The sequence below is a fragment of the Pseudomonas sp. NFACC39-1 genome, assembly GCF_900110355.1.
GTDB lineage: Bacteria > Pseudomonadota > Gammaproteobacteria > Pseudomonadales > Pseudomonadaceae > Aquipseudomonas > Aquipseudomonas tehranensis.
On record NZ_FODL01000002.1, the window covers coordinates 462,807 to 481,711 of the forward strand.

At 60.5% G+C, this 18,905-nt stretch carries 17 protein-coding genes; 11 read left to right on the forward strand and 6 right to left on the reverse strand.

The annotated features are described in order from the left end of the window. Positions 1-127: 127 nt before the first annotated feature. Positions 128-2,614, forward strand: coding sequence for a circularly permuted type 2 ATP-grasp protein (locus tag BMY45_RS06370; RefSeq protein ID WP_092395772.1), 2,487 nt, complete (start codon positions 128-130; stop codon positions 2,612-2,614). After that, entirely contained in the window at positions 2,614-3,507 is an 894-nt protein-coding gene (locus BMY45_RS06375; protein WP_092395774.1) for a transglutaminase family protein, read from the forward strand. The genes BMY45_RS06370 and BMY45_RS06375 overlap by 1 nt, the downstream gene beginning before the upstream one ends. Before the next feature lie 107 nt (positions 3,508-3,614). Here the strand turns inward: BMY45_RS06375 and BMY45_RS06380 are convergent, their stop codons facing one another. The 3 genes from BMY45_RS06380 to BMY45_RS28325 all read right to left on the reverse strand — a co-directional run bounded on the left by BMY45_RS06380 (position 3,615) and on the right by BMY45_RS28325 (position 4,650). Beyond that, positions 3,615-3,806, reverse strand: a complete 192-nt coding sequence (locus tag BMY45_RS06380) for a hypothetical protein (protein WP_092395776.1) — start codon at positions 3,804-3,806, stop codon at positions 3,615-3,617. A 68-nt stretch (positions 3,807-3,874) separates the two neighbouring features. Next, complete coding sequence (locus BMY45_RS06385; RefSeq protein ID WP_092395778.1) at positions 3,875-4,462, reverse strand: LOG family protein; 588 nt, start codon at positions 4,460-4,462, stop codon at positions 3,875-3,877. Positions 4,463-4,524: 62 nt separating this feature from the next. Further along, complete coding sequence (locus BMY45_RS28325; protein WP_256244068.1) at positions 4,525-4,650, reverse strand: hypothetical protein; 126 nt, start codon at positions 4,648-4,650, stop codon at positions 4,525-4,527. A 156-nt stretch (positions 4,651-4,806) separates the two neighbouring features. Between BMY45_RS28325 and azu the strand changes: the two genes are divergently transcribed. Further along, on the forward strand, positions 4,807-5,253 hold the full coding sequence (azu, locus tag BMY45_RS06390) for an azurin (RefSeq protein ID WP_092395780.1): 447 nt from the start codon (positions 4,807-4,809) through the stop codon (positions 5,251-5,253). Positions 5,254-5,426: 173 nt separating this feature from the next. Here the strand turns inward: azu and nadE are convergent, their stop codons facing one another. The 3 genes from nadE to BMY45_RS06405 all read right to left on the reverse strand — a co-directional run bounded on the left by nadE (position 5,427) and on the right by BMY45_RS06405 (position 8,641). Beyond that, a complete protein-coding gene (nadE, locus tag BMY45_RS06395) occupies positions 5,427-6,254 on the reverse strand; it encodes an ammonia-dependent NAD(+) synthetase (protein WP_047227330.1) in 828 nt (275 codons plus the stop codon). Between the two features lie 23 nt (positions 6,255-6,277). Then, the gene (pncB, locus tag BMY45_RS06400) at positions 6,278-7,483 is read right to left on the reverse strand and encodes a nicotinate phosphoribosyltransferase (RefSeq protein ID WP_047227331.1); all 1,206 of its coding nucleotides are present in this window, start codon (positions 7,481-7,483) and stop codon (positions 6,278-6,280) included. Positions 7,484-7,735: 252 nt separating this feature from the next. Further along, positions 7,736-8,641, reverse strand: coding sequence for a LysR family transcriptional regulator (locus BMY45_RS06405; protein WP_092395782.1), 906 nt, complete (start codon positions 8,639-8,641; stop codon positions 7,736-7,738). A 177-nt stretch (positions 8,642-8,818) separates the two neighbouring features. Here BMY45_RS06405 and BMY45_RS06410 point away from each other — a divergent pair, with 177 nt between their 5' ends. The 8 genes from BMY45_RS06410 (at position 8,819) to BMY45_RS06450 (ending at position 18,824) form a co-directional block, all read left to right on the forward strand. Further along, positions 8,819-10,309 carry an L-piperidine-6-carboxylate dehydrogenase gene (locus BMY45_RS06410; protein WP_092395784.1) on the forward strand — a complete coding sequence of 497 codons (1,491 nt, stop codon included), beginning with the start codon at positions 8,819-8,821 and terminating at the stop codon, positions 10,307-10,309. Between the two features lie 164 nt (positions 10,310-10,473). Beyond that, positions 10,474-11,757: an L-pipecolate oxidase gene (locus tag BMY45_RS06415; protein WP_092395786.1), complete on the forward strand. Its 1,284-nt coding sequence runs from the start codon at positions 10,474-10,476 to the stop codon at positions 11,755-11,757. A gap of 365 nt (positions 11,758-12,122) precedes the next feature. Then, complete coding sequence (locus BMY45_RS06420; RefSeq protein ID WP_092395788.1) at positions 12,123-13,259, forward strand: branched-chain amino acid ABC transporter substrate-binding protein; 1,137 nt, start codon at positions 12,123-12,125, stop codon at positions 13,257-13,259. Between the two features lie 171 nt (positions 13,260-13,430). Then, positions 13,431-14,345: an ABC transporter permease subunit gene (locus BMY45_RS06425; protein WP_092395790.1), complete on the forward strand. Its 915-nt coding sequence runs from the start codon at positions 13,431-13,433 to the stop codon at positions 14,343-14,345. A gap of 2 nt (positions 14,346-14,347) precedes the next feature. After that, the gene (gene livM, locus BMY45_RS06430) at positions 14,348-15,628 is read left to right on the forward strand and encodes a high-affinity branched-chain amino acid ABC transporter permease LivM (protein WP_092395792.1); all 1,281 of its coding nucleotides are present in this window, start codon (positions 14,348-14,350) and stop codon (positions 15,626-15,628) included. Further along, on the forward strand, positions 15,625-16,497 hold the full coding sequence (locus tag BMY45_RS06435) for an ABC transporter ATP-binding protein (RefSeq protein WP_092395794.1): 873 nt from the start codon (positions 15,625-15,627) through the stop codon (positions 16,495-16,497). Before livM ends, BMY45_RS06435 begins: the two co-directional genes overlap by 4 nt. Further along, entirely contained in the window at positions 16,494-17,210 is a 717-nt protein-coding gene (locus BMY45_RS06440) for an ABC transporter ATP-binding protein (protein ID WP_092395796.1), read from the forward strand. Before BMY45_RS06435 ends, BMY45_RS06440 begins: the two co-directional genes overlap by 4 nt. 849 nt (positions 17,211-18,059) lie before the next feature. Beyond that, the gene (locus BMY45_RS06450) at positions 18,060-18,824 is read left to right on the forward strand and encodes an SDR family oxidoreductase (RefSeq protein ID WP_092395798.1); all 765 of its coding nucleotides are present in this window, start codon (positions 18,060-18,062) and stop codon (positions 18,822-18,824) included. Positions 18,825-18,905: the final 81 nt, after the last annotated feature.

An 18,905-nucleotide genomic window follows, 5' to 3' on the forward strand; every position in this document is an offset into this window, starting at 1 on the left:
ATCAAAAGATCGCAACCTCCGGCAGCTCCTACAGGGCACCCCCAGCGCCTTGTCACAATCTTCCACCTATCCGGGCGTCATGCGCTTGCGCTAGTCTCACGTTTCATTGCTGTCTGCCGAGCTTTCCATGCCTGACCTGCTTGACCGTTACCCGCTGACGACGGGCACCTATCACGAACTGTTGGACGACAGCGGCGCGGTGCGCGAGCACTGGCGCCGCCTGCTCGACCATTTGCAGCGCAGTACGCCGGCCCAACTGCTCCAGCGTCAGGCACTGTTGGCCCGGCAGATCCAGGAAAACGGTGTCACTTACAACGTCTATGCGGACCCGAAGGGCGCCGACCGGCCGTGGGAGCTGGACCTGCTGCCCCATGTGATCGATGCGCAGGAGTGGAAGCAACTGTCGGCGGGCATCGCCCAGCGTGCACGTCTGCTCAATGCGGTGCTGGCCGACCTGTACGGGCCGCAGCGGCTGATCAGTGAGGGGCTGCTGCCGGCGGAACTGGTGTTCGGGCACAACAATTTTCTCTGGCCGTGTCAGGGCATCACGCCGCCGGACGGCATTTTCCTGCACCTGTATGCCGTAGACCTGGCCCGTGCGCCCGACGGTCGCTGGTGGGTCACGGCGGATCGGACCCAGGCGCCGTCGGGGGCCGGGTATGCGCTGGAAAATCGCATGATCGTCTCCCGGGCCTTTCCCGACTTGTATCGTGACCTGAAGGTCAAGCACCTGGCCGGTTTCTTCCGCACCTTGCAGCAGACCCTTGCGCGTCAGGCCCCCAGTGATGGCGAGTCGCCGCTGGTGGTGCTGTTGACGCCCGGGCGGTTCAACGAAAGCTATTTCGAACACCTTTACCTGGCGCGCCAGCTGGGCTATCCGCTGGTGGAAGGCAGCGACCTGACCGTGCGCGACGCCACGGTTTACCTCAAGACCCTGAGCGGGCTACGACGGGTCCACGCCATCATGCGCCGGCTCGACGATGATTTCTGCGACCCGCTGGAGCTGCGCACCGATTCGGCCCTGGGTGTACCGGGATTGTTGGAGGCGGTGCGCCAGGGCCGGGTGCTGGTGGCCAATGCCTTGGGCAGCGGCGTGCTGGAATCACCGGGCCTGTTGGGCTTTTTGCCCAAGATCAGCCAGTTTCTGTTCGGTGAGGAACTGATACTGCCGTCCATCGCCACCTGGTGGTGCGGTGAGCCGCCGGTCCTGGCCCAGGCCTTGGAAAAACTGCCGCATTTGCTGATCAAACCGGCGTTTCCTTCCCAAAGCTTCAGCCCGGTATTGGGGCGCGACCTGAACGAACAACAGCGTGCACTTCTGGCCGCGCGCATGCAGGCGCGTCCCTACGCCTATGTCGCCCAGGAACTGGCGCAGCTGTCCCAGGCACCGGTCTGGCAGGCCGAAGACGGTCAGCTTCAGCCGCGGGCCATCGGCATGCGCGTGTATGCCGTTTCCGGAGAGGATGACTATCGGGTGCTGCCGGGCGGCCTGACCCGCGTGGCGGCCGAGGCCGACGCCGAAGTGGTATCGATGCAGCGAGGCGGCGCCAGCAAGGACACTTGGGTCCTGGGAGAACAGGCGCCCAGTGGCGAACAATGGAAGGCCCAGCGAACCGTGGGCGTCCACGATCTGGTTCGACGTGATCCCTACCTGCCGTCCCGCGTCGTGGAAAATCTGTTCTGGTTCGGTCGCTACTGCGAGCGCTGTGACGACAGCGCGCGGCTGCTGCGGATCATGCTGGCGCGCTATGTCGATGGCGACGACCCGCAAGCGCTGCAGTCGGCGGTGTCCCTGGGGGAAAGCCTGATGCTGTTGCCAGAGGAGGGTGAGCTGCCCGAGCGACTGCTGGCGGCGTTGTTGGGGGACGATTGGTCGTTCAGCCTGCGTTCCAACCTGCAGCGATTGCAGTGGGCGGCCTCTCAGGTTCGCGGCAAGCTGTCCCGGGAGAACTGGCAGGCACTGGTGGAGTTGCAGCGCGAAGCCATGGAACTGGAAACCGCGGAGCCGGATTTCGGTGAGTTGCTGGATTTTCTCAACCGTTTGGTGATGTCCCTGGCGGCGTTGTCCGGGTTCGCTTTGGACGACATGACCCGCGACGAGGGCTGGCGTTTCCTGATGATCGGTCGTCGCCTGGAGCGCCTGCAATTTCTCAGCAGCAGCCTGGCGGCGTTCCTGCGCGGTGATGCGGTGTTCGACCAGGCCGGACTGGACTGGCTGCTGGAGCTGGGCAACAGCAGCATCACCTATCGTTCGCGTTACCTGGCGGTGGCTCAGTTGATCCCGGTGCTTGACCTGCTGTTGCTGGACGAACAAAACCCTCACGCGGTGCTCTTCCAGTTGAAACTGGTGGCCCGTACCCTCAAGCGCTTGAACGATGACTTTGGCGCGCCGAGGGAAACCGCCTTGCCAGAGCTGGTCGCTCGCCTGTCATGCTTTGACCTGCGTTGCCTGGAGAGTCCGCTGTTCGGCGAAGCCAGCCTGCGCGCAGCCCTCGATGGCTTGGCCGATCTGTTGCAGGAAGTGGCCGATGTCAGCGGCCAGGTGTCCGATCGCCTGGCCTTGCGTCATTTCGCTCACGTCGATGACGTCAGCCAGCGCACGGTGTCCGTCTGATGAGCGCTCGTTACCAGATTTTCCACGACACCCACTACCATTACGACAGCCCGGTTTCCCTGGCCCAGCAGCTTGCTCATCTGTGGCCGCGCCCCTGTGAGTGGCAGCGTTGCACCGAGCAGCAGTTGTTGATCAGCCCGGAGCCGACGACCCGCCGCGATGAGCTGGATGTGTTCGGCAACCCACTGACCCGCCTGGCGTTCGAACGGCCCCATGACGAGTTGCTGGTCAACGCGCGTCTGAGCGTGGAAGTGTTGGCGCGTCCTGTGCTGGACTTCAGTTTGTCCCCCGCCTGGGAGTCAACCTGTCATGCGTTGACCTACAGCGGCCGGCCACTGGCTGCTCCCTTACTGGATGCCTGCCGCTATCGTTTCGAGTCACCCTATGTGCACCTCAAGCGCAGCTTCGTCGAGTTTTCCGAAAGCTGTTTCGCGCCGGGGCGCCCATTGATGCTCGGCGTGCGGGCGCTGATGGAAAAGATATTCGAAGAGTTCACCTTCGATGCCGAAGCCACCCAGGTGGCAACGCCGCTGGTGGAGGTGCTGGAGCGGCGGCGGGGTGTTTGCCAGGACTTTGCCCACCTGATGCTGGCCTGCGTGCGCTCCCGCGGGTTGGCGGCGCGTTATGTCAGCGGCTACCTGTTGACTCAACCACCGCCGGGTCAGCCACGGTTGATCGGTGCCGATGCCTCGCACGCCTGGATCTCGGTGTTTTGCCCAGTGCTGGGCTGGGTGGACTTCGACCCGACCAACAATGTGCAGCCGGCGCTGGAACACATCACGCTGGCCTGGGGCCGGGATTTTTCCGATGTGTCGCCGTTGCGAGGAGTGATTCTGGGCGGCGGGGATCATGACCCCGAAGTGCGGGTGACGGTGATGCCGCTTGAATCGTAAACAGATCCCGGTGTGCGAACGGACTGGGCTGTGAGGGCCGGCAGCGAGGCTGCCGACCCTGGACACAGAACCGGGGGGCCGGATCAGATCATCGGGCCCTGAGGGTATCAGGCGTCGGGCGTCTGATCTTTCGGTGCATCAACATCAACGTCTGCTGACACGTCGCCTTCGGTATCCGGGGTCAGTGCTGCTGCTTCTTCTTCAGCGGTAGCTTTCTTGCGCTGAAGCTTTTCCTCTTTCTTCTGCTCCTTGGCCAAGTCTCTCTGACGTTTGGCGAAGGAATAATTGGGTTTGGCCATGGGCGATCCTCTGGGGTCGAAGGTGAGGTTGAGCGGCGCGTATTCTGCCCTGTATCGGGGTCGAGCCGTTAGCTGGGTTTTTGTTCGGCCCACTTTGGCTGCACCGACGGTTGCCATTCATCCAGCGCATCGAGCAGGTGGTGGGGTGATTCGCTCACTTGCAGCATGTCACGGTGGGGCTCACGGACGAAGCCTTCGCCGACGATATGATCAAGAAAACCGGTGAGTTTGCTGTAGAAACCGTTCACTTCCAGCAGCCCCAGCGGTTTGCCGTGATAGCCGAGCTGGCCCCAGGTCCAGACTTCGAACAACTCCTCCAGCGTGCCAAGGCCGCCAGGCAGGGCGATGAAAGCATCGCTGAGCTGAGCCATGCGCGCCTTGCGCGCGTGCATGCCGTCCACGATTTCCAGGCGGGTGAGGCCGCTGTGGCCGATTTCCTTGTCTTTGAGGCTCTGCGGGATGATGCCGATCACTTCGCCGCCGGCCGCCAGGGCTGCATCGGCGACGATGCCCATCAGGCCGACCGCGCCGCCGCCATAGACCAGGGTCAGCTTTCGTTCCGCCAACGCGCGCCCCAAGGCCTGCGCCGCTTCACGATAGGCGGGGTGGCTACCGGTGCTGGCGCCGCAAAATACACAAACAGACGCTAAAGACATGCCTTACTCCGTGGTCAGTAACGGGACCAGAGTAAAGCCTGGCTTTGGTTGCGCAAAGCAAATTAAACCTCGCGCTGGGGTTTTTCGTAGGTGCCACTGGCACCGCAGGCGTAGGCGGCAAGCAGGCTGCACAGCAGGCTGTTGAGGTTCATGATGCGGTACTCCAGAGAGGTGATGGAGCCGATCATAGGGGCGCCTCATACCTTTGGCTGGTTGATTATGCTCATCAGGCTGATAGCCTTAAGTTGTATACAATCTTTGACTCAGGTCATAGGAACTTGTCTGAAATTCAGGCAGTCTTCCCCATTGACGGAATTTTTCTAACCATGCCTTGGAGATTCACCATGTTTGCCAAACTTGCTGCAGTATCCCTGTTGACGCTGGCCAGCAGCCAGCTGATGGCAGCCGAGTGCAAGACTACCATCGACTCGACCGACCAGATGTCCTTCAGCACCAAGGCCATCGAGATCGACAAGAGCTGCAAGACTTTCACTGTTGAACTGACCCACTCGGGCAACTTGCCGAAGAACGTCATGGGCCATAACTGGGTCCTGAGCAAAGAGGTTGACATGCCGGCCATTGCTTCCGATGGCCTGAAAGCGGGCATCGACAAGGATTACCTGAAAGAAGGTGATACCCGCATCATCGCCCACACCAAACTCATTGGGGCCAAGGAAACTGACTCGGTGACGTTCGATGTGTCGAAACTGAGCGGCGATGAGAAATACGGTTTCTTCTGCTCGTTCCCGGGCCACATCTCGATGATGAAAGGCACCGTTACCCTGAAGTAAACCTTCAAGCATAAAAAAGCGCCCCATCGCAGGGCGCTTTTTTTATGCCAAATAACCCCTGTGGGAGCGGGCTTGCTCGCGAAGGCGGTGGTTCAGGCAACCTCAATGTTGACCGTGCCGACGTCTTCGCGAGCAAGCCCGCTCCCACAAAGGAATGGCGACCATAGCGGCGATCAAGGGGCGTACGGCATCACCCGCTTGTGCTCGGTCTTGCGATAGGTCTCGCAAATGATTCGAGCCGCTTCTTCGCGCACCGGCAGCCCATGCAGGAATGCATCGATCTCGCCATAGGTCACGCCGTGGGCGGCTTCGTCGGGCTTGCCGGGCGACAGGTCTTCGAGGTCGGCAGTGGGGACTTTTTCCACCAGCGATTCTGGCGCGCCGAAGTCTCGGGCGATGGCCCGAACCTGGTTTTTCACCAGGCCGCTCAACGGGGCCAGGTCACAGGCGCCGTCACCGAACTTGGTGAAAAAACCCATCACGGCTTCGGCCGCATGGTCGGTGCCGATCACCAGGCCTTGCTCGGCACCGGCGATGGTGTACTGCGCCACCATGCGCATCCGCGCCTTGGTATTGCCCAGCACGAAATCCCGGGAGCCCGGCCCTTTGCCTTCGAACGCCAGCACTTCCTTGGCCAGTGCCTTGACTGCCGGACCGATGTTGACGGTATGGCGCTCGTCCGGCTCGATGAAGTCCACGCAGGCCTGGGCTTCATGTTCGTCGAACTGGGTTTCGTACGGCAGGCGCACGGCAATGAACTTGTAGGCGGCGTTGCCGGTTTTCTCCCGCAGTTCGCGCGCTGCACGTTGGGCCAGCAGGCCGGCGGTCAGCGAATCGACCCCGCCGCTGATGCCCAGTACGAGGGTCTTGAGTCCGGAGTTGACCAGACAATCCTGGATAAAGCCCACCCGACGAGCGACTTCGGCCTTGAGGGCGGCGTCATCGGCGAACGGTGGCTGAACCTTGAGCTGTTCAGCAATCTCACGCTGTACGGCTTGCATGAATTCACTCCTTGCTTGGTGTGTCAAAGGGCGGCAGGTACTTGGAAAACGTGTCGCATGTACGCGACGAAATTCGGGTCTTTGCAGTGGGTCTTGCCGGGCTCGTCTGAAATCTTGGCCACGGGTTGCCCGTCACAGCTGATCATTTTAAGCACGATGCTCATCGGCTCCACACCCGGGATGTCACATGTCAGGTTGGTGCCGATACCGAAGCTGACATTAATGCGACCACGCAATGCCCGAAAAATCTCCAGGCATTTGGGCAGCGTCAGGCTATCGGAGAACACCAGTGTCTTGCTCATCGGGTCGATACCGAGCTTGTGGTAGTGAGCAATGGCTTTTTCAGCCCAGATGACCGGGTCCCCGGAGTCATGGCGCAAGCCGTCGAACAGCTTGGCGAAGAACAGATCGAAGTCCTTGAGGAAAGCGTCCATGGTGATGCAATCGGTCAGTGCGATTCCCAGCAGGCCCCGGTACTCACGCACCCAGCAATCGAGGGCAGCGATCTGACTGTCGATCAGCCGCGGGCCCAGTTGCTGATGGGCCATGATCCATTCGTGGGCCATGGTGCCCAGGGGTTTCATGTCCAGCTCCCGGGACAGGTGCACATTGCTGGTGCCGACGAAACGCCCGGGGAAATCGTGCTTGAGCACGTTGACCACTTCTTCCTGAACGCGGTAGGAGAACCGCCGACGGGTGCCGAAGTCCGCGACTTGCAGTTCGGATAATTCGTCGGCGCTGGCGTTGGCGGTCAGCCAGTCGAACTTGCGATACAGCTGTTCGCGCGCCTGTTCCAGAACGATCTCGCGGTAGCGATAGCGATTGCGCACTTCGCTGACAATGGCCAGCAGCGGCACTTCGAACAGAATCACATGCAACCATGGCCCACGCAGGCGGATAAACAGCTCGCCGTTCTCGATGCCGGTGTGTACATAGCGCAGATTGAAACGGAACAGGCCTAGAAAGCGCAGGAAATCGGGTTTGAGGAAGCTGATGCGCTCCAGGAAGCCCAACTGGTCGACGCTCAGGCTCAGCTCGGCCAAGCGTTCGATCTGAAAGCGGATCTCCGCCAGATACGGGCGCAGGTCTTCGCTGTTGCGGCAGCGAAATTCCCATTCGACTTCGACGTTGGGGTAGTTGTGCAGCACCGCCTGCATCATCGTCAGCTTGTAGAAGTCGGTGTCGAGCAGGTTCTGCACGATGCGATCGGCAAACACACTCTCGCTCATGGCGGGAATCTCCAGACAGGCCGCTGCGGCGGGCAGCGGGGTGCAGCGGTTGGTGGTGAAGGGGCTAGTGGCGCATAACCCTGGGGAGTATTGCCAGCGATTTTTCGTCACTGTTTCTTTGTGGCAAAAGATTTATCTGTGGCGAGGGGATTTATCCCCGCTGGACTGCGCAGCAGGCCCCAGAATAATGGGGCGCGACGCGCCCAGCGGGGATAAATCCCCTCGCCACAGGGTTCGCGCAGGTCGCAGTCTCTACGCTGTATCAGGGGTCTGGGTCTGCTCCAGCATCCACTCCACAAATAGCCGCACCTTGGGCACTTCCGCCGAATGCTCAGGATAGGCCAGGTAATAGGCATCGGTACTGGGCATCGCATAGTGCCAGGGGATCACCAGCTTGCCGTCAGCCAGTTCTTCTTCCACCAGAAAGCGCGGCAGCAGGGCGACGCCGCAGCCAACCTGGGCGGCCCGGATGCACATGTAGAAAGTTTCGAAGCGCGGCCCGTGGTAGCTGTGTTCGGTGTGATAACCCTGGCTGGCGAACCAATCGTGCCAAGCCTGGGGGCGTGAGGCGTTTTGCAGCAGCACCAGATCGGCCAGTTGCGTTGGGTCGCTGAAGGGCTGGGCCGGCAGATTGCCAGGCGCGCAGACCGGCACCAGTTCTTCGCCGAACAGTTTCAGGGATTCGGCGCCGGGCCGTGAGCCCTGGCCGAAATAGAACGCCAGGTCGCTGCGCCCCTGGAGCAAGTCGTCGGACTCCTGCTCGCTGCACAGGTCCAGATGAATTTTCGGGTGCCGCAGGCGCCAGCCTTTGAGCCGTGGGACCAGCCAGCGAGCTCCGAAGGTTGGCGGCGTGGAAACCCGTAGGACTTCGGTATCGCCGCCGTAGGAGCGCAAGTAGTGGGTCGACATCTCCACCTGCGTAAGGATTTTTCGTACCTCCCCCAGGTACAAATCCCCGGCCGGTGTCAGCTGCAAGCGTCGACGTACGCGGCGAAACAGCAAATGCTGTAGCAGTTCTTCCAACTGTGCGACCTGTTTGCTGACCGCGCTCTGCGTCAGGTTCAGCTCTTCGGCGGCGCGAGTGAAGCTCAGGTGGCGGGTCACCGCTTCGAAGCACTGTAGCGCCGTGATCGACGGCAGATAGCGTTTATTGATCATGATGAGGCCTTATTTCTTGTGGCTCTGCTTATCCGGTCATGGCCAGCATGAATAAACGGAATGATATCTCGCTTAAAGGTCGTTTGTTGGCAAGTCTCGGGCCAGCTACAACTACAGGTCTGATCAGCCGTGATCGTCCGGCTGCCAATTCTTTGTCTTTTGTTTGAGGAATTAACCATGGTTGCTGCATTGCTTGATCGCCTGGGTGTTGAACCGGCCTTGTACCAGAGCGGCACACAACCGGTGCATTCGCCCATCGACGGCAGTCGCATCGGCGCCGTGAACTGGGAAGGCGCCGCAGAGGTCGAGCAGCAAGTCAGTCGCGCCGAGCATGCGTTCGACGTGTGGCGCCAGGTGCCGGCCCCCCGTCGTGGTGAGCTGGTGCGTCAGTTCGGTGACTTGCTGCGCGAATACAAAGCCGACCTCGGCGAGCTGGTGTCGTGGGAAGCCGGCAAGATCACCCAGGAAGGTTTGGGTGAAGTGCAAGAGATGATCGACATCTGCGACTTCGCGGTCGGTCTGTCCCGTCAGCTGTACGGCCTGACCATCGCCTCAGAGCGTCCGGGCCACCACATGCGTGAATCCTGGCACCCGCTGGGCGTGGTCGGCGTGATCAGCGCTTTCAACTTCCCGGTGGCGGTCTGGGCCTGGAACACCACGCTGGCCCTGGTGTGCGGTAACGCGGTGATCTGGAAACCCTCGGAAAAGACCCCGCTCACCGCTCTGGCCTGCCAGGCGTTGTTCGAGCGTGTCTTGAAGAACTTCAGCGATGCGCCACCGTACCTCAGTCAAGTGATCATTGGCGGTCGCGATGCCGGTGAAGCGCTGGTGGACGATCCGCGCGTGGCGTTGATCAGCGCCACCGGCAGCACCCGCATGGGCCGTGAAGTGGCGCCGAAAGTTGCCGCGCGCTTTGCCCGCAGCATCCTCGAACTGGGTGGTAACAATGCGATGATCCTGGCCCCCAGCGCCGATCTGGACATGGCCGTGCGCGCCATCCTGTTCAGCGCTGTCGGCACCGCCGGCCAACGTTGCACGACGCTGCGCCGCCTGATTGCCCATGAGTCGGTGAAAGAAGAGATTGTCACCCGGCTCAAGGCCGCGTATTCGAAAGTGCGCATCGGCCATCCGCTGGAAGGCAACCTGGTCGGGCCGCTGATCGACAAGCAGAGCTTTGAAGGCATGCAGGATGCGTTGGAGCAGGCGTTGAGCGAAGGCGGTAAGGTGTTTGGTGGTAAGCGCCAATTGGAAGACCAGTTCCCGAATGCCTATTACGTATCGCCGGCCATCGTCGAGATGCCGGAGCAGAGCGATGTGGTGCGCCACGAAACCTTCGCGCCGATCCTTTATGTGGTCGGCTACAAGGATTTTGCCCAGGCCCTGGAACTCAATAACGCCGTGCCTCAAGGCCTGTCGTCCTGCATCTTCACTACGGACGTGCGTGAAGCCGAACAATTCATGTCGGCGGTGGGCAGCGACTGCGGCATCGCCAACGTCAACATCGGCCCGAGCGGCGCGGAAATCGGCGGTGCGTTCGGCGGCGAGAAAGAGACCGGCGGCGGACGTGAGTCAGGCTCCGATGCATGGCGCGGCTACATGCGTCGCCAGACCAACACCGTGAACTACTCGCTGGAGTTGCCGTTGGCGCAGGGGATTACTTTCGACTGAGAAACCGGATCTTCGACCTATGAAGATCCCCTGTGGGAGCGGGCTTGCTCGCGAAAGCGGACGGTCATTCAACATCAATGTCGACTGGTCTGCCGTCTTCGCGAGCAAGCCCGCTCCCACCATTGAACTGTGCAGTGGTTGGGTTTCATTTCCGGAGTCTGGCAATGCCGTTACGCGAAGAATGTCTGTGGGAAAAACTCACGCCACAAAGACCTGAGAATGCTGCGCTAACCGGCGAAATCACGGTGGATGTCTGCGTGATTGGCGCAGGTTTTACCGGTTTGTCGGCGGCAGTGCATTTACTCGAACAAGGCAAGCGCGTCGCCGTGCTGGAGGCTCATCGGGCCGGGCATGGTGGCTCGGGGCGCAATGTCGGGTTGGTCAACGCCGGCTTGTGGATCCCGCCGGACGAGATAGAAGCCGGCTTCGGCGAAGCAGTGGGCAGTCAGCTCAATCGCATGCTCGGGGCGGCACCGGCGCTGGTGTTCAGCCTCGTCGACAAATACAACATCGATTGCCAGCTGCGGCGCGAAGGCACCCTGCACATGGCCCACAACGCCAGGGGCGAAGCGGACCTGCGCAGCCGTGAGGAACAATGGAAGCGTCGTGGTGCCCCGGTGGAGTTGCTCACCGGCCAGGCGTGTGCCCAGGCCACGGGCACCTCGAAAATCGCGGCGGCATTGCTCGACCGGCGGGCCGGCACGCTCAATCCGATGGCCTACACCAGTGGGCTGGCCAAGGCCGCCTCTGATCTTGGCGGCCAGTTGTTTGATCATTCCCCCGTGACCCGCCTGGAACGCCAGGGCCAGCGCTGGTCGGTGCAGACTGCCCAGGGTTCGGTACTGGCCGAGCAAGTGGTGATCGCGTCCAATGCCTACACCGAGGGTGACTGGACCGAGCTGCGGCGCAGTTTCTTTCCCGGTTATTACTATCAGGTTGCCTCCGCTCCGCTGACCGACGAAGCGGCGCAGCGCATTCTGCCGGGCGGCCAGGGCTCGTGGGACACCCGCCAGGTATTGAGCAGCATTCGTCGGGACAAGGACGGGCGTCTCTTGCTGGGCAGCCTGGGTAATGGCAATCGCAAGCCCACCTGGTTCCTCAAGGCGTGGGCCGACCGAGTGCAACAGCACTACTTCCCTTATCTCAAACCGGTGGAATGGGAATGCACCTGGACCGGGTGTATCGCCTTCACCCCCGATCACCTGATGCGCCTGTTCGAGCCGGCCCCCGGTCTGGTGGCCGTGACGGGTTACAACGGCCGCGGCGTGACGACTGGCACAGTAGTGGGCAAAGCCTTTGCCGACTATCTGTGTCATGGCAACGCCAGCGCGTTGCCGATTCCCTTCGCCGCCATGCGGCCCCTGGCCGGGACAGGCTTGCGCAGTTGCTTGTATGAAGCGGGTTTTTCGCTGTATCACGCCGGCCAGTGCCTGCGGATTGTGATCTGAATGTTGAAAAATGTTGCCGCAGCGCTCGTTTTCCACCACAACGTCTAGCCTGTTATGGTGCGGGTTGTAGCAGTTGTGCACCGCCAGTGTGCAGTTCGGTGACGCGGGTTGTTACAGCTGGGTTGCACGTCGTTTCGTGTGATGGTTGCAATGATGGCTCAGGGAGGGTTGTACCCATTTGTTTCTATGGTTGTACCTTGTGCGATTTAGACGGTTGCACGCCCAATAAAAAAGGGCTCGAAACAGTCGAAATAACAATAAAGCAGCGACTTTTTTCAGAATAAAAAACCGATGGCACGGCGCTTGCTCTGAGCTTTTCAGTGAAGTCGCAGTGCCAACTAAAAAAAACCTTGGAGCACCACCTCATGTCCCAGACGTTTTACAAGAAAGGCTTTCTGGCCCTCGCAGTGGCAGCTGCGCTGGGTGTTTCTGCGTTTGCTCAGGCCGACGTCAAGATCGGCGTAGCGGGTCCGATGACCGGTGCCAACGCGGCATTTGGCGAGCAGTACATGAAAGGCGCACAAGCGGCGGCAGACGAGATCAATGCCAAGGGTGGCATAAACGGCGAGAAAATCGTTCTGGTACAGGGCGATGACGCCTGCGAACCGAAGCAGGCCGTGGCCGTGGCCAACCGCTTTGTCGACCAGGACAAGGTTCTCGGCGTGGTCGGTCACTTCTGCTCCTCGTCCACCATCCCGGCGTCCGAGGTTTATGGTGATGCCGGTATCATCGCCATCACCCCAGGCTCCACCAACCCCGCTGTTACCGAGCGCGGCCTGAGCGCGATGTTCCGTATGTGCGGTCGTGACGACCAGCAGGGCATCGTCGCCGGCGACTACATCGTTGACGTGCTCAAGGGCAAGAAAGTGGTGGTCCTGCACGACAAGGACACCTACGGCCAGGGCCTGGCGGATGCGACCAAGGCGCAGTTGGTCAAGCGTGGCGTAGAGCCGGTACTGTACGAAGGCCTGACCCGTGGCGAGAAAGACTTCGCTGCCGTGGTCACCAAGATCCGTGCGGCCGGTGCCGACGTGGTCTATTTCGGCGGTCTGCACCCGGAAGCTGGCCCACTGGTTCGCCAGTTGCGTGAGCAAGGCCTCAAGGACGTGAAATTCATGTCCGACGACGGCATCGTCACCGACGAACTGGTCACCACCGCCGGCGGCGCGCAATTTGTCGACGGCGTATACATGACCTTCGGCGCCGACCCACGTCTGCTGCCGGACAGCAAGGCCGTGGTAGACGCGTTCCGTGCCAAGGGTACCGAACCGGAAGGCTACACCCTGTACGCCTACGCCTCGGTCCAGGCCCTGGCTGCCGGTTTCAACGGTGCCAAGAAAAATGACGGCGAAGCCGCGGCCGAATGGCTCAAGGCCAATCCGGTCCAGACCGTGATGGGTAAGAAAGAGTGGGATTCCAAGGGTGACCTGAAAGTCTCCGACTACGTGGTCTATCAGTGGGACGATAAAGGTAAATACCATCAGTTGGAAAAACAGAAGTGACATGAACGGTTGAATCACCCGGCGCCCTCAGGTGCCGGGCGATTTACCCGTGTTCATGCAGTACCTGTCTTTTCTCCCGAGAGCTGCGCGCACATCGTGCAGCGTCGGCGGCTGAACCCCGGTCCGTCGCAGCGGTGTGCGTGCAGCCTCTCAAATGCGTGAGATTGCGTTATGGATGGTATTTTCCTGCAGCAACTGATCAATGGCCTGACCCTCGGGTCGGTCTATGGTCTGATCGCCATCGGCTACACAATGGTCTACGGCATCATCGGCATGATCAACTTCGCCCACGGCGAGGTTTACATGATCTCTGCGTACCTCGCGGCGATCAGTCTGGCTCTGCTGGCCTGGTTCGGTATCGAATCCTTCCCTCTCATGATTCTCGGTACGCTGGTGTTCACCGTGGTGGTGACCGGCGTCTACGGTTGGGTGATCGAGCGGGTCGCCTATAAGCCCCTGCGCAACTCCACTCGCCTGGCGCCGCTGATCAGCGCCATCGGTATCTCGCTGATCCTGCAGAACTATGCCCAGATCAGCCAGGGCGCTCGCCAACAGGGCGTGCCCACGTTGCTCGAAGGCGCCATGCGCGTGGACATCGGCAGCGGTTTCGTCCAGCTCACCTACACCAAGATTTTCATCTTGATCGCCGCATTCACCGGGATGGCCTTGCTGGCCTACATCATCAAGTACACCAAGCTCGGCCGCATGTGCCGCGCCACCCAGCAAGACCGCAAGATGGCCTCCATCCTCGGGATCAATACTGACCGGGTGATTTCCTATGTGTTCGTCATCGGTGCGGCCATGGCGGCCCTGGCCGGTGTGCTGATCACCATGAATTACGGCACCTTTGACTTCTATGCCGGCTTCATCATCGGCATCAAGGCGTTCACCGCGGCGGTACTCGGCGGCATTGGCTCCCTGCCTGGAGCGATGCTGGGCGGGATCATACTCGGGATCTCCGAGTCGCTGTTCGCCGGTCTGATCAACTCTGACTACAAAGACGTGTTCAGTTTCTCCCTGCTGGTGCTGATTCTGATTTTCCGTCCCCAAGGCCTGTTGGGTCGCCCACACGTGGCGAAGGTATAAGTATGTCTGCTGCCAATAAACCGATTGAAATCAAAAAAAGCGTCATCGACGCGATCCTGGCCGGCCTGATCTCGCTGATCGTGTTCGGGCCGATTGTCGGCGTGGTGCTCGACGGCTACAGCTTCAACCTGCAGCCGGCCCGGGTGGGCTGGCTGGTGGCGATCGTAATGGCCGGGCGCTTTGCCTTGAGCCTGTTTCTGCAAACCCCCAAGGGTCTGAAGATTCTCCAGGGGTTCGAAAGTACGAGCTCCGGCGTGCATGTGCTGCCCCCGGACTACAAGTCGCGCCTGCGCTGGATCATCCCGTTGCTGATCGTGATTGCCATCGTGTTCCCGTTTTTCGCCAACAAATATGTGCTCACGGTGGTCATCCTCGGGCTGATTTATGTATTGCTGGGCCTGGGCCTGAACATCGTGGTCGGCCTGGCCGGGCTGCTCGACCTGGGCTACGTGGCGTTCTATGCCATCGGCGCTTATGGCCTGGCGCTGGGTTACCAATACCTGGGGCTGGGGTTCTGGACGGTACTGCCGCTGGCGGCGATCGCGGCGGCGATGGCCGGGTGCATATTAGGATTCCCCGTGTTGCGAATGCACGGTGACTACCTGGCCATCGTGACCTTGGGTTTTGGCGAGATCATCCGGTTGGTACTCAACAATTGGCTGTCGTTTACCGGCGGGCCGAACGGCATGCCGGTGCCGTCACCGACTTTCTTTGGCCTGGAGTTCGGCCGGCGAGCGAAGGAGGGCGGGGTGCCGTTCCACGAGTTCTTCGGCCTGGCCTACAACCCCAACGTCAAATTCCTGTTCATCTACATCGTGCTGTTCATCACCGTGCTGCTGGTGCTTTACGTCAAGCATCGCCTGACTCGCATGCCGGTCGGTCGCGCCTGGGAAGCCCTGCGCGAGGATGAAATCGCCTGTCGCTCCATGGGTTTGAACCACGTGCTGGTCAAGCTCTCGGCGTTCACCATTGGTGCTTCCACAGCGGGCCTGGCAGGTGTGTTCTTCGCCAGTTACCAAGGTTTCGTGAACCCCTCGTCGTTCACGTTCTTCGAGTCGGCGCTGATTTTGGCGATCGTGGTGCTCGGCGGTATGGGCTCGACGGTGGGCGTGGTCATCGCCGCGTTTGTCCTCACCGTGGCACCGGAGTTGCTGCGCAGCTTCTCGGAATACCGGGTGCTGCTGTTCGGCGTGCTGATGGTGTTGATGATGATCTGGCGCCCTCGCGGCCTGATTCGCATCAGTCGTACCGGGGTGACGCCGCGTAAGGGAGTAGCACCATGAGCGAAGTCGTATTGTCCGTCGAAAACCTGATGATGCAATTCGGTGGGATCAAGGCCCTCAGCGACGTCAGCCTGCAAGTCAAACGCAACTCGATCTTCGCCCTGATCGGCCCCAACGGTGCGGGCAAGACCACGGTGTTCAACTGCCTGACCGGGTTCTACAAGGCCACGGGGGGCAAAATCGAGCTCAACGTGCGCGGCGAACGGACCGATGTCATCAAGCTGTTGGGCGAGCCGTTTCGTCCCACCGACTTCGTGTCCCCCAAATCCTTCGCCAGCCGGGTGTTCTACAAGATGTTCGGCGGCACCCACCTGGTGAACCGCGCAGGCCTGGCGCGGACTTTCCAGAACATTCGTTTGTTCAAGGAAATGTCCGTGCTGGAGAACCTGTTGGTGGCCCAGCACATGTGGGTCAATCGCAGTCTGGTGGCAGGCGTGCTCAACACCAAGGGCTACCGCCAGGCAGAAAGCGATGCCCTGGACCACGCTTTCTACTGGCTGGAAGTGGTGGACCTGGTGGATTGCGCCAACCGGCTGGCGGGCGAACTTTCCTACGGCCAGCAACGGCGCCTGGAAATTGCCCGCGCCATGTGCACCCGCCCGCAGATCATCTGCCTCGACGAACCGGCCGCCGGCCTCAACCCTCAGGAAACCGAAGCGCTGAGCGCGATGATCCGGCTGCTGCGCGACGAGCACGATCTGACCGTGGTGCTGATCGAACACGACATGGGCATGGTAATGAGCATTTCCGACCACATCGTGGTGCTGGACCACGGCAACGTGATCGCCGAGGGCGGTCCCGAGGCAATTCGCAACGATCCGAAGGTGATCGCGGCCTACCTGGGTGCCGATGAAGAGGAGCTGGTATGAGTGGACCTATCCTCGAACTCAAGGAGCTGGACGTATTCTACGGGCCGATCCAGGCCCTGAAAAAAGTCTCGATACACATTGGGGAAGGTGAAACCGTCAGCCTGATTGGCTCCAACGGTGCCGGCAAGTCCACGTTGCTGATGTCGATTTTTGGCCAGCCGCGAGCGGCAAGTGGGCAGATTATCTATCAGGGCGTGGACATCACGCACAAGTCGTCCCACTACATTGCCTCCAACGGCATCGCCCAATCGCCGGAAGGACGGCGGGTATTCCCTGACATGACCGTTGAGGAAAACCTGTTGATGGGCACCATTCCCATCGGTGACAAGTACGCCAGCGAAGACATGCAGCGCATGTTCGAGCTGTTCCCGCGGCTCAAGGAGCGGCGCAACCAGCGGGCCATGACCATGTCCGGCGGCGAGCAGCAGATGCTCGCCATCGCTCGGGCGCTGATGAGCCGGCCCAAGTTGTTGCTGCTCGATGAACCCAGCCTGGGGCTGGCGCCGATCGTGGTGAAACAGATCTTCGCCACCTTGCGGGAACTGGCGTCCACCGGCATGACGATCTTTCTGGTGGAGCAGAACGCCAACCACGCCCTCAGGCTGTCGGACCGGGCCTATGTGATGGTCAACGGTGAAATCCGCCTGACCGGCACCGGCAAGGAACTGCTGGTCAACGAAGAGGTGCGCAACGCGTATCTGGGCGGACATTGACACCGGCCAGCACTAAAAAAACCGGCGAGTGATCGCCGGTTTTTTTATCCCTTGAATCCACCGCGGATCCCTTGTGGGAGCGAGCCTGCTCGCGATGGCGGTCTGTCAGTGCCATGGATACTGACTGGCTCACCGCTATCGCGAGCAGGCTCGCTCCCACAGGGTTTTGCGCTGGCCTGAAGAATTGTGGACAACAATCCTGAGCCCCTGCGAAACCGCGACATAAAGTCGCCGCAAACAGTTGTTTTGTCACGGTTTTGACTTGTCCCCGTTTGCTGTGGAACCGGCTGTGGGTAACGTGGGAGTAGCTGGCTGAAAGCCTCTGAATACGGGGCTTTCAGGCTGATGGTTGTTTTTTGATCAGGCGTTTTTGCCCAAGCACAAGCGTGGGTTGTCAACACTTTTATGAGTCACGCAAAAGGCTTGAAAATCTGTGCGAAAGCCTGTGGATAAGTCTGTGATTAAACTCTGGAAAGACCGCGCTGAGGGCCGAGTTTACTGGCTTGAAGCCATCGTTGTTTTTACCGTCGGCTTATAGCAGATAAGTCGATCTGCACAACCTGCATTCCAGGGTCAAGGGAAAAAATTTTCCAAACCCCTCGCAAAGCCTTATGCACAGCGGCTTGTAGGATTTGTACTTGCCCCCGATTGCTGTGGACCCGCCTGTGGATAAGGTGCGCGCAACCGCCTGTGGCCCTTGTTTCATAAGGCCTGGCGCCGGTTGGTTGTTTTATGAGCAATGCTCGAATGAAACCTCGCTTCCAGAAGTCTTGCCCATGCTGTGCCAGGCCGGGCATGCTGGGGGCCGATTTCCATTCATTGGCTGTTTTGAGCCCCAAGGAGAACACGATGTCCAACACCCTGTTTATTACCGGCGCAACGTCCGGTTTCGGTGAAGCCTGTGCCCGTCGCTTTGCCGAAGCAGGCTGGAAACTGGTGCTGACCGGTCGTCGTGAAGAACGCCTCACCGCCCTGTGCACCGAGTTGTCGAAGCAGACTGAAGTCCATGGTCTGGTGCTTGACGTGCGGGACCGCACAGCCATGGAGGAGGCGATTGCCAACCTGCCGCCGTCCTTCGCCAAGTTGCGGGGCTTGATCAACAATGCCGGCCTGGCGCTGGGCGTTGATCCTGCGCCCAAGTGCGACCTCGATGACTGGGACACGATGGTCGATACCAACGTGAAAGGTTTGATCTACAGCACTCGCCTGCTGTTGCCGCGGCTGATCGCTCATGGCCGTGGTGCCGGGATCGTCAACCTGGGGTCCATCGCCGGTAACTATCCGTACCCTGGCAGCCACGTGTACGGGGCGAGCAAGGCGTTCGTCAAACAGTTCTCCCTGAATCTGCGTTGCGATCTGCAAGGTACAGGCGTGCGGGTGAGCAACATCGAGCCGGGTCTGTGCGAGAGCGAGTTTTCTCTGGTGCGCTTTGCCGGTGATCAGGAACGCTACAACGCGACCTATGCCGGGGCCGAGCCGATCCAGCCGCAGGACATCGCCGACACCATTTTCTGGGTGCTCAACACGCCGGCCCACATCAACATCAACAGCCTGGAGTTGATGCCGGTGAGCCAGACGTGGGCCGGGTTTGCCATTGAGCGCAACATGGCTTAACGGTTGACGTTATTTGAATTGGAAATGTGGTCATCTGTGGCGAGGATGCTTGCACCCGTTGGGTCTGTAGGAGCTGTCGAG

Excerpts from the sequence above, each read along its gene's own strand:
- BMY45_RS06370 (WP_092395772.1), top strand. The coding sequence starts at position 128 with ATGCCTGACCTGCTTGACCGTTACCCGCTGACGACGGGCACCTATCAC.
- BMY45_RS06375 (WP_092395774.1), top strand. The coding sequence starts at position 2,614 with ATGAGCGCTCGTTACCAGATTTTCCACGACACCCACTACCATTACGAC.
- BMY45_RS06380 (WP_092395776.1), bottom strand. The coding sequence starts at position 3,806 with ATGGCCAAACCCAATTATTCCTTCGCCAAACGTCAGAGAGACTTGGCC.
- BMY45_RS06385 (WP_092395778.1), bottom strand. The coding sequence starts at position 4,462 with ATGTCTTTAGCGTCTGTTTGTGTATTTTGCGGCGCCAGCACCGGTAGC.
- BMY45_RS28325 (WP_256244068.1), bottom strand. The coding sequence starts at position 4,650 with ATGATCGGCTCCATCACCTCTCTGGAGTACCGCATCATGAACCTCAAC.
- azu (WP_092395780.1), top strand. The coding sequence starts at position 4,807 with ATGTTTGCCAAACTTGCTGCAGTATCCCTGTTGACGCTGGCCAGCAGC.
- nadE (WP_047227330.1), bottom strand. The coding sequence starts at position 6,254 with ATGCAAGCCGTACAGCGTGAGATTGCTGAACAGCTCAAGGTTCAGCCA.
- pncB (WP_047227331.1), bottom strand. The coding sequence starts at position 7,483 with ATGAGCGAGAGTGTGTTTGCCGATCGCATCGTGCAGAACCTGCTCGAC.
- BMY45_RS06405 (WP_092395782.1), bottom strand. The coding sequence starts at position 8,641 with ATGATCAATAAACGCTATCTGCCGTCGATCACGGCGCTACAGTGCTTC.
- BMY45_RS06410 (WP_092395784.1), top strand. The coding sequence starts at position 8,819 with ATGGTTGCTGCATTGCTTGATCGCCTGGGTGTTGAACCGGCCTTGTAC.
- BMY45_RS06415 (WP_092395786.1), top strand. The coding sequence starts at position 10,474 with ATGCCGTTACGCGAAGAATGTCTGTGGGAAAAACTCACGCCACAAAGA.
- BMY45_RS06420 (WP_092395788.1), top strand. The coding sequence starts at position 12,123 with ATGTCCCAGACGTTTTACAAGAAAGGCTTTCTGGCCCTCGCAGTGGCA.
- BMY45_RS06425 (WP_092395790.1), top strand. The coding sequence starts at position 13,431 with ATGGATGGTATTTTCCTGCAGCAACTGATCAATGGCCTGACCCTCGGG.
- livM (WP_092395792.1), top strand. The coding sequence starts at position 14,348 with ATGTCTGCTGCCAATAAACCGATTGAAATCAAAAAAAGCGTCATCGAC.
- BMY45_RS06435 (WP_092395794.1), top strand. The coding sequence starts at position 15,625 with ATGAGCGAAGTCGTATTGTCCGTCGAAAACCTGATGATGCAATTCGGT.
- BMY45_RS06440 (WP_092395796.1), top strand. The coding sequence starts at position 16,494 with ATGAGTGGACCTATCCTCGAACTCAAGGAGCTGGACGTATTCTACGGG.
- BMY45_RS06450 (WP_092395798.1), top strand. The coding sequence starts at position 18,060 with ATGTCCAACACCCTGTTTATTACCGGCGCAACGTCCGGTTTCGGTGAA.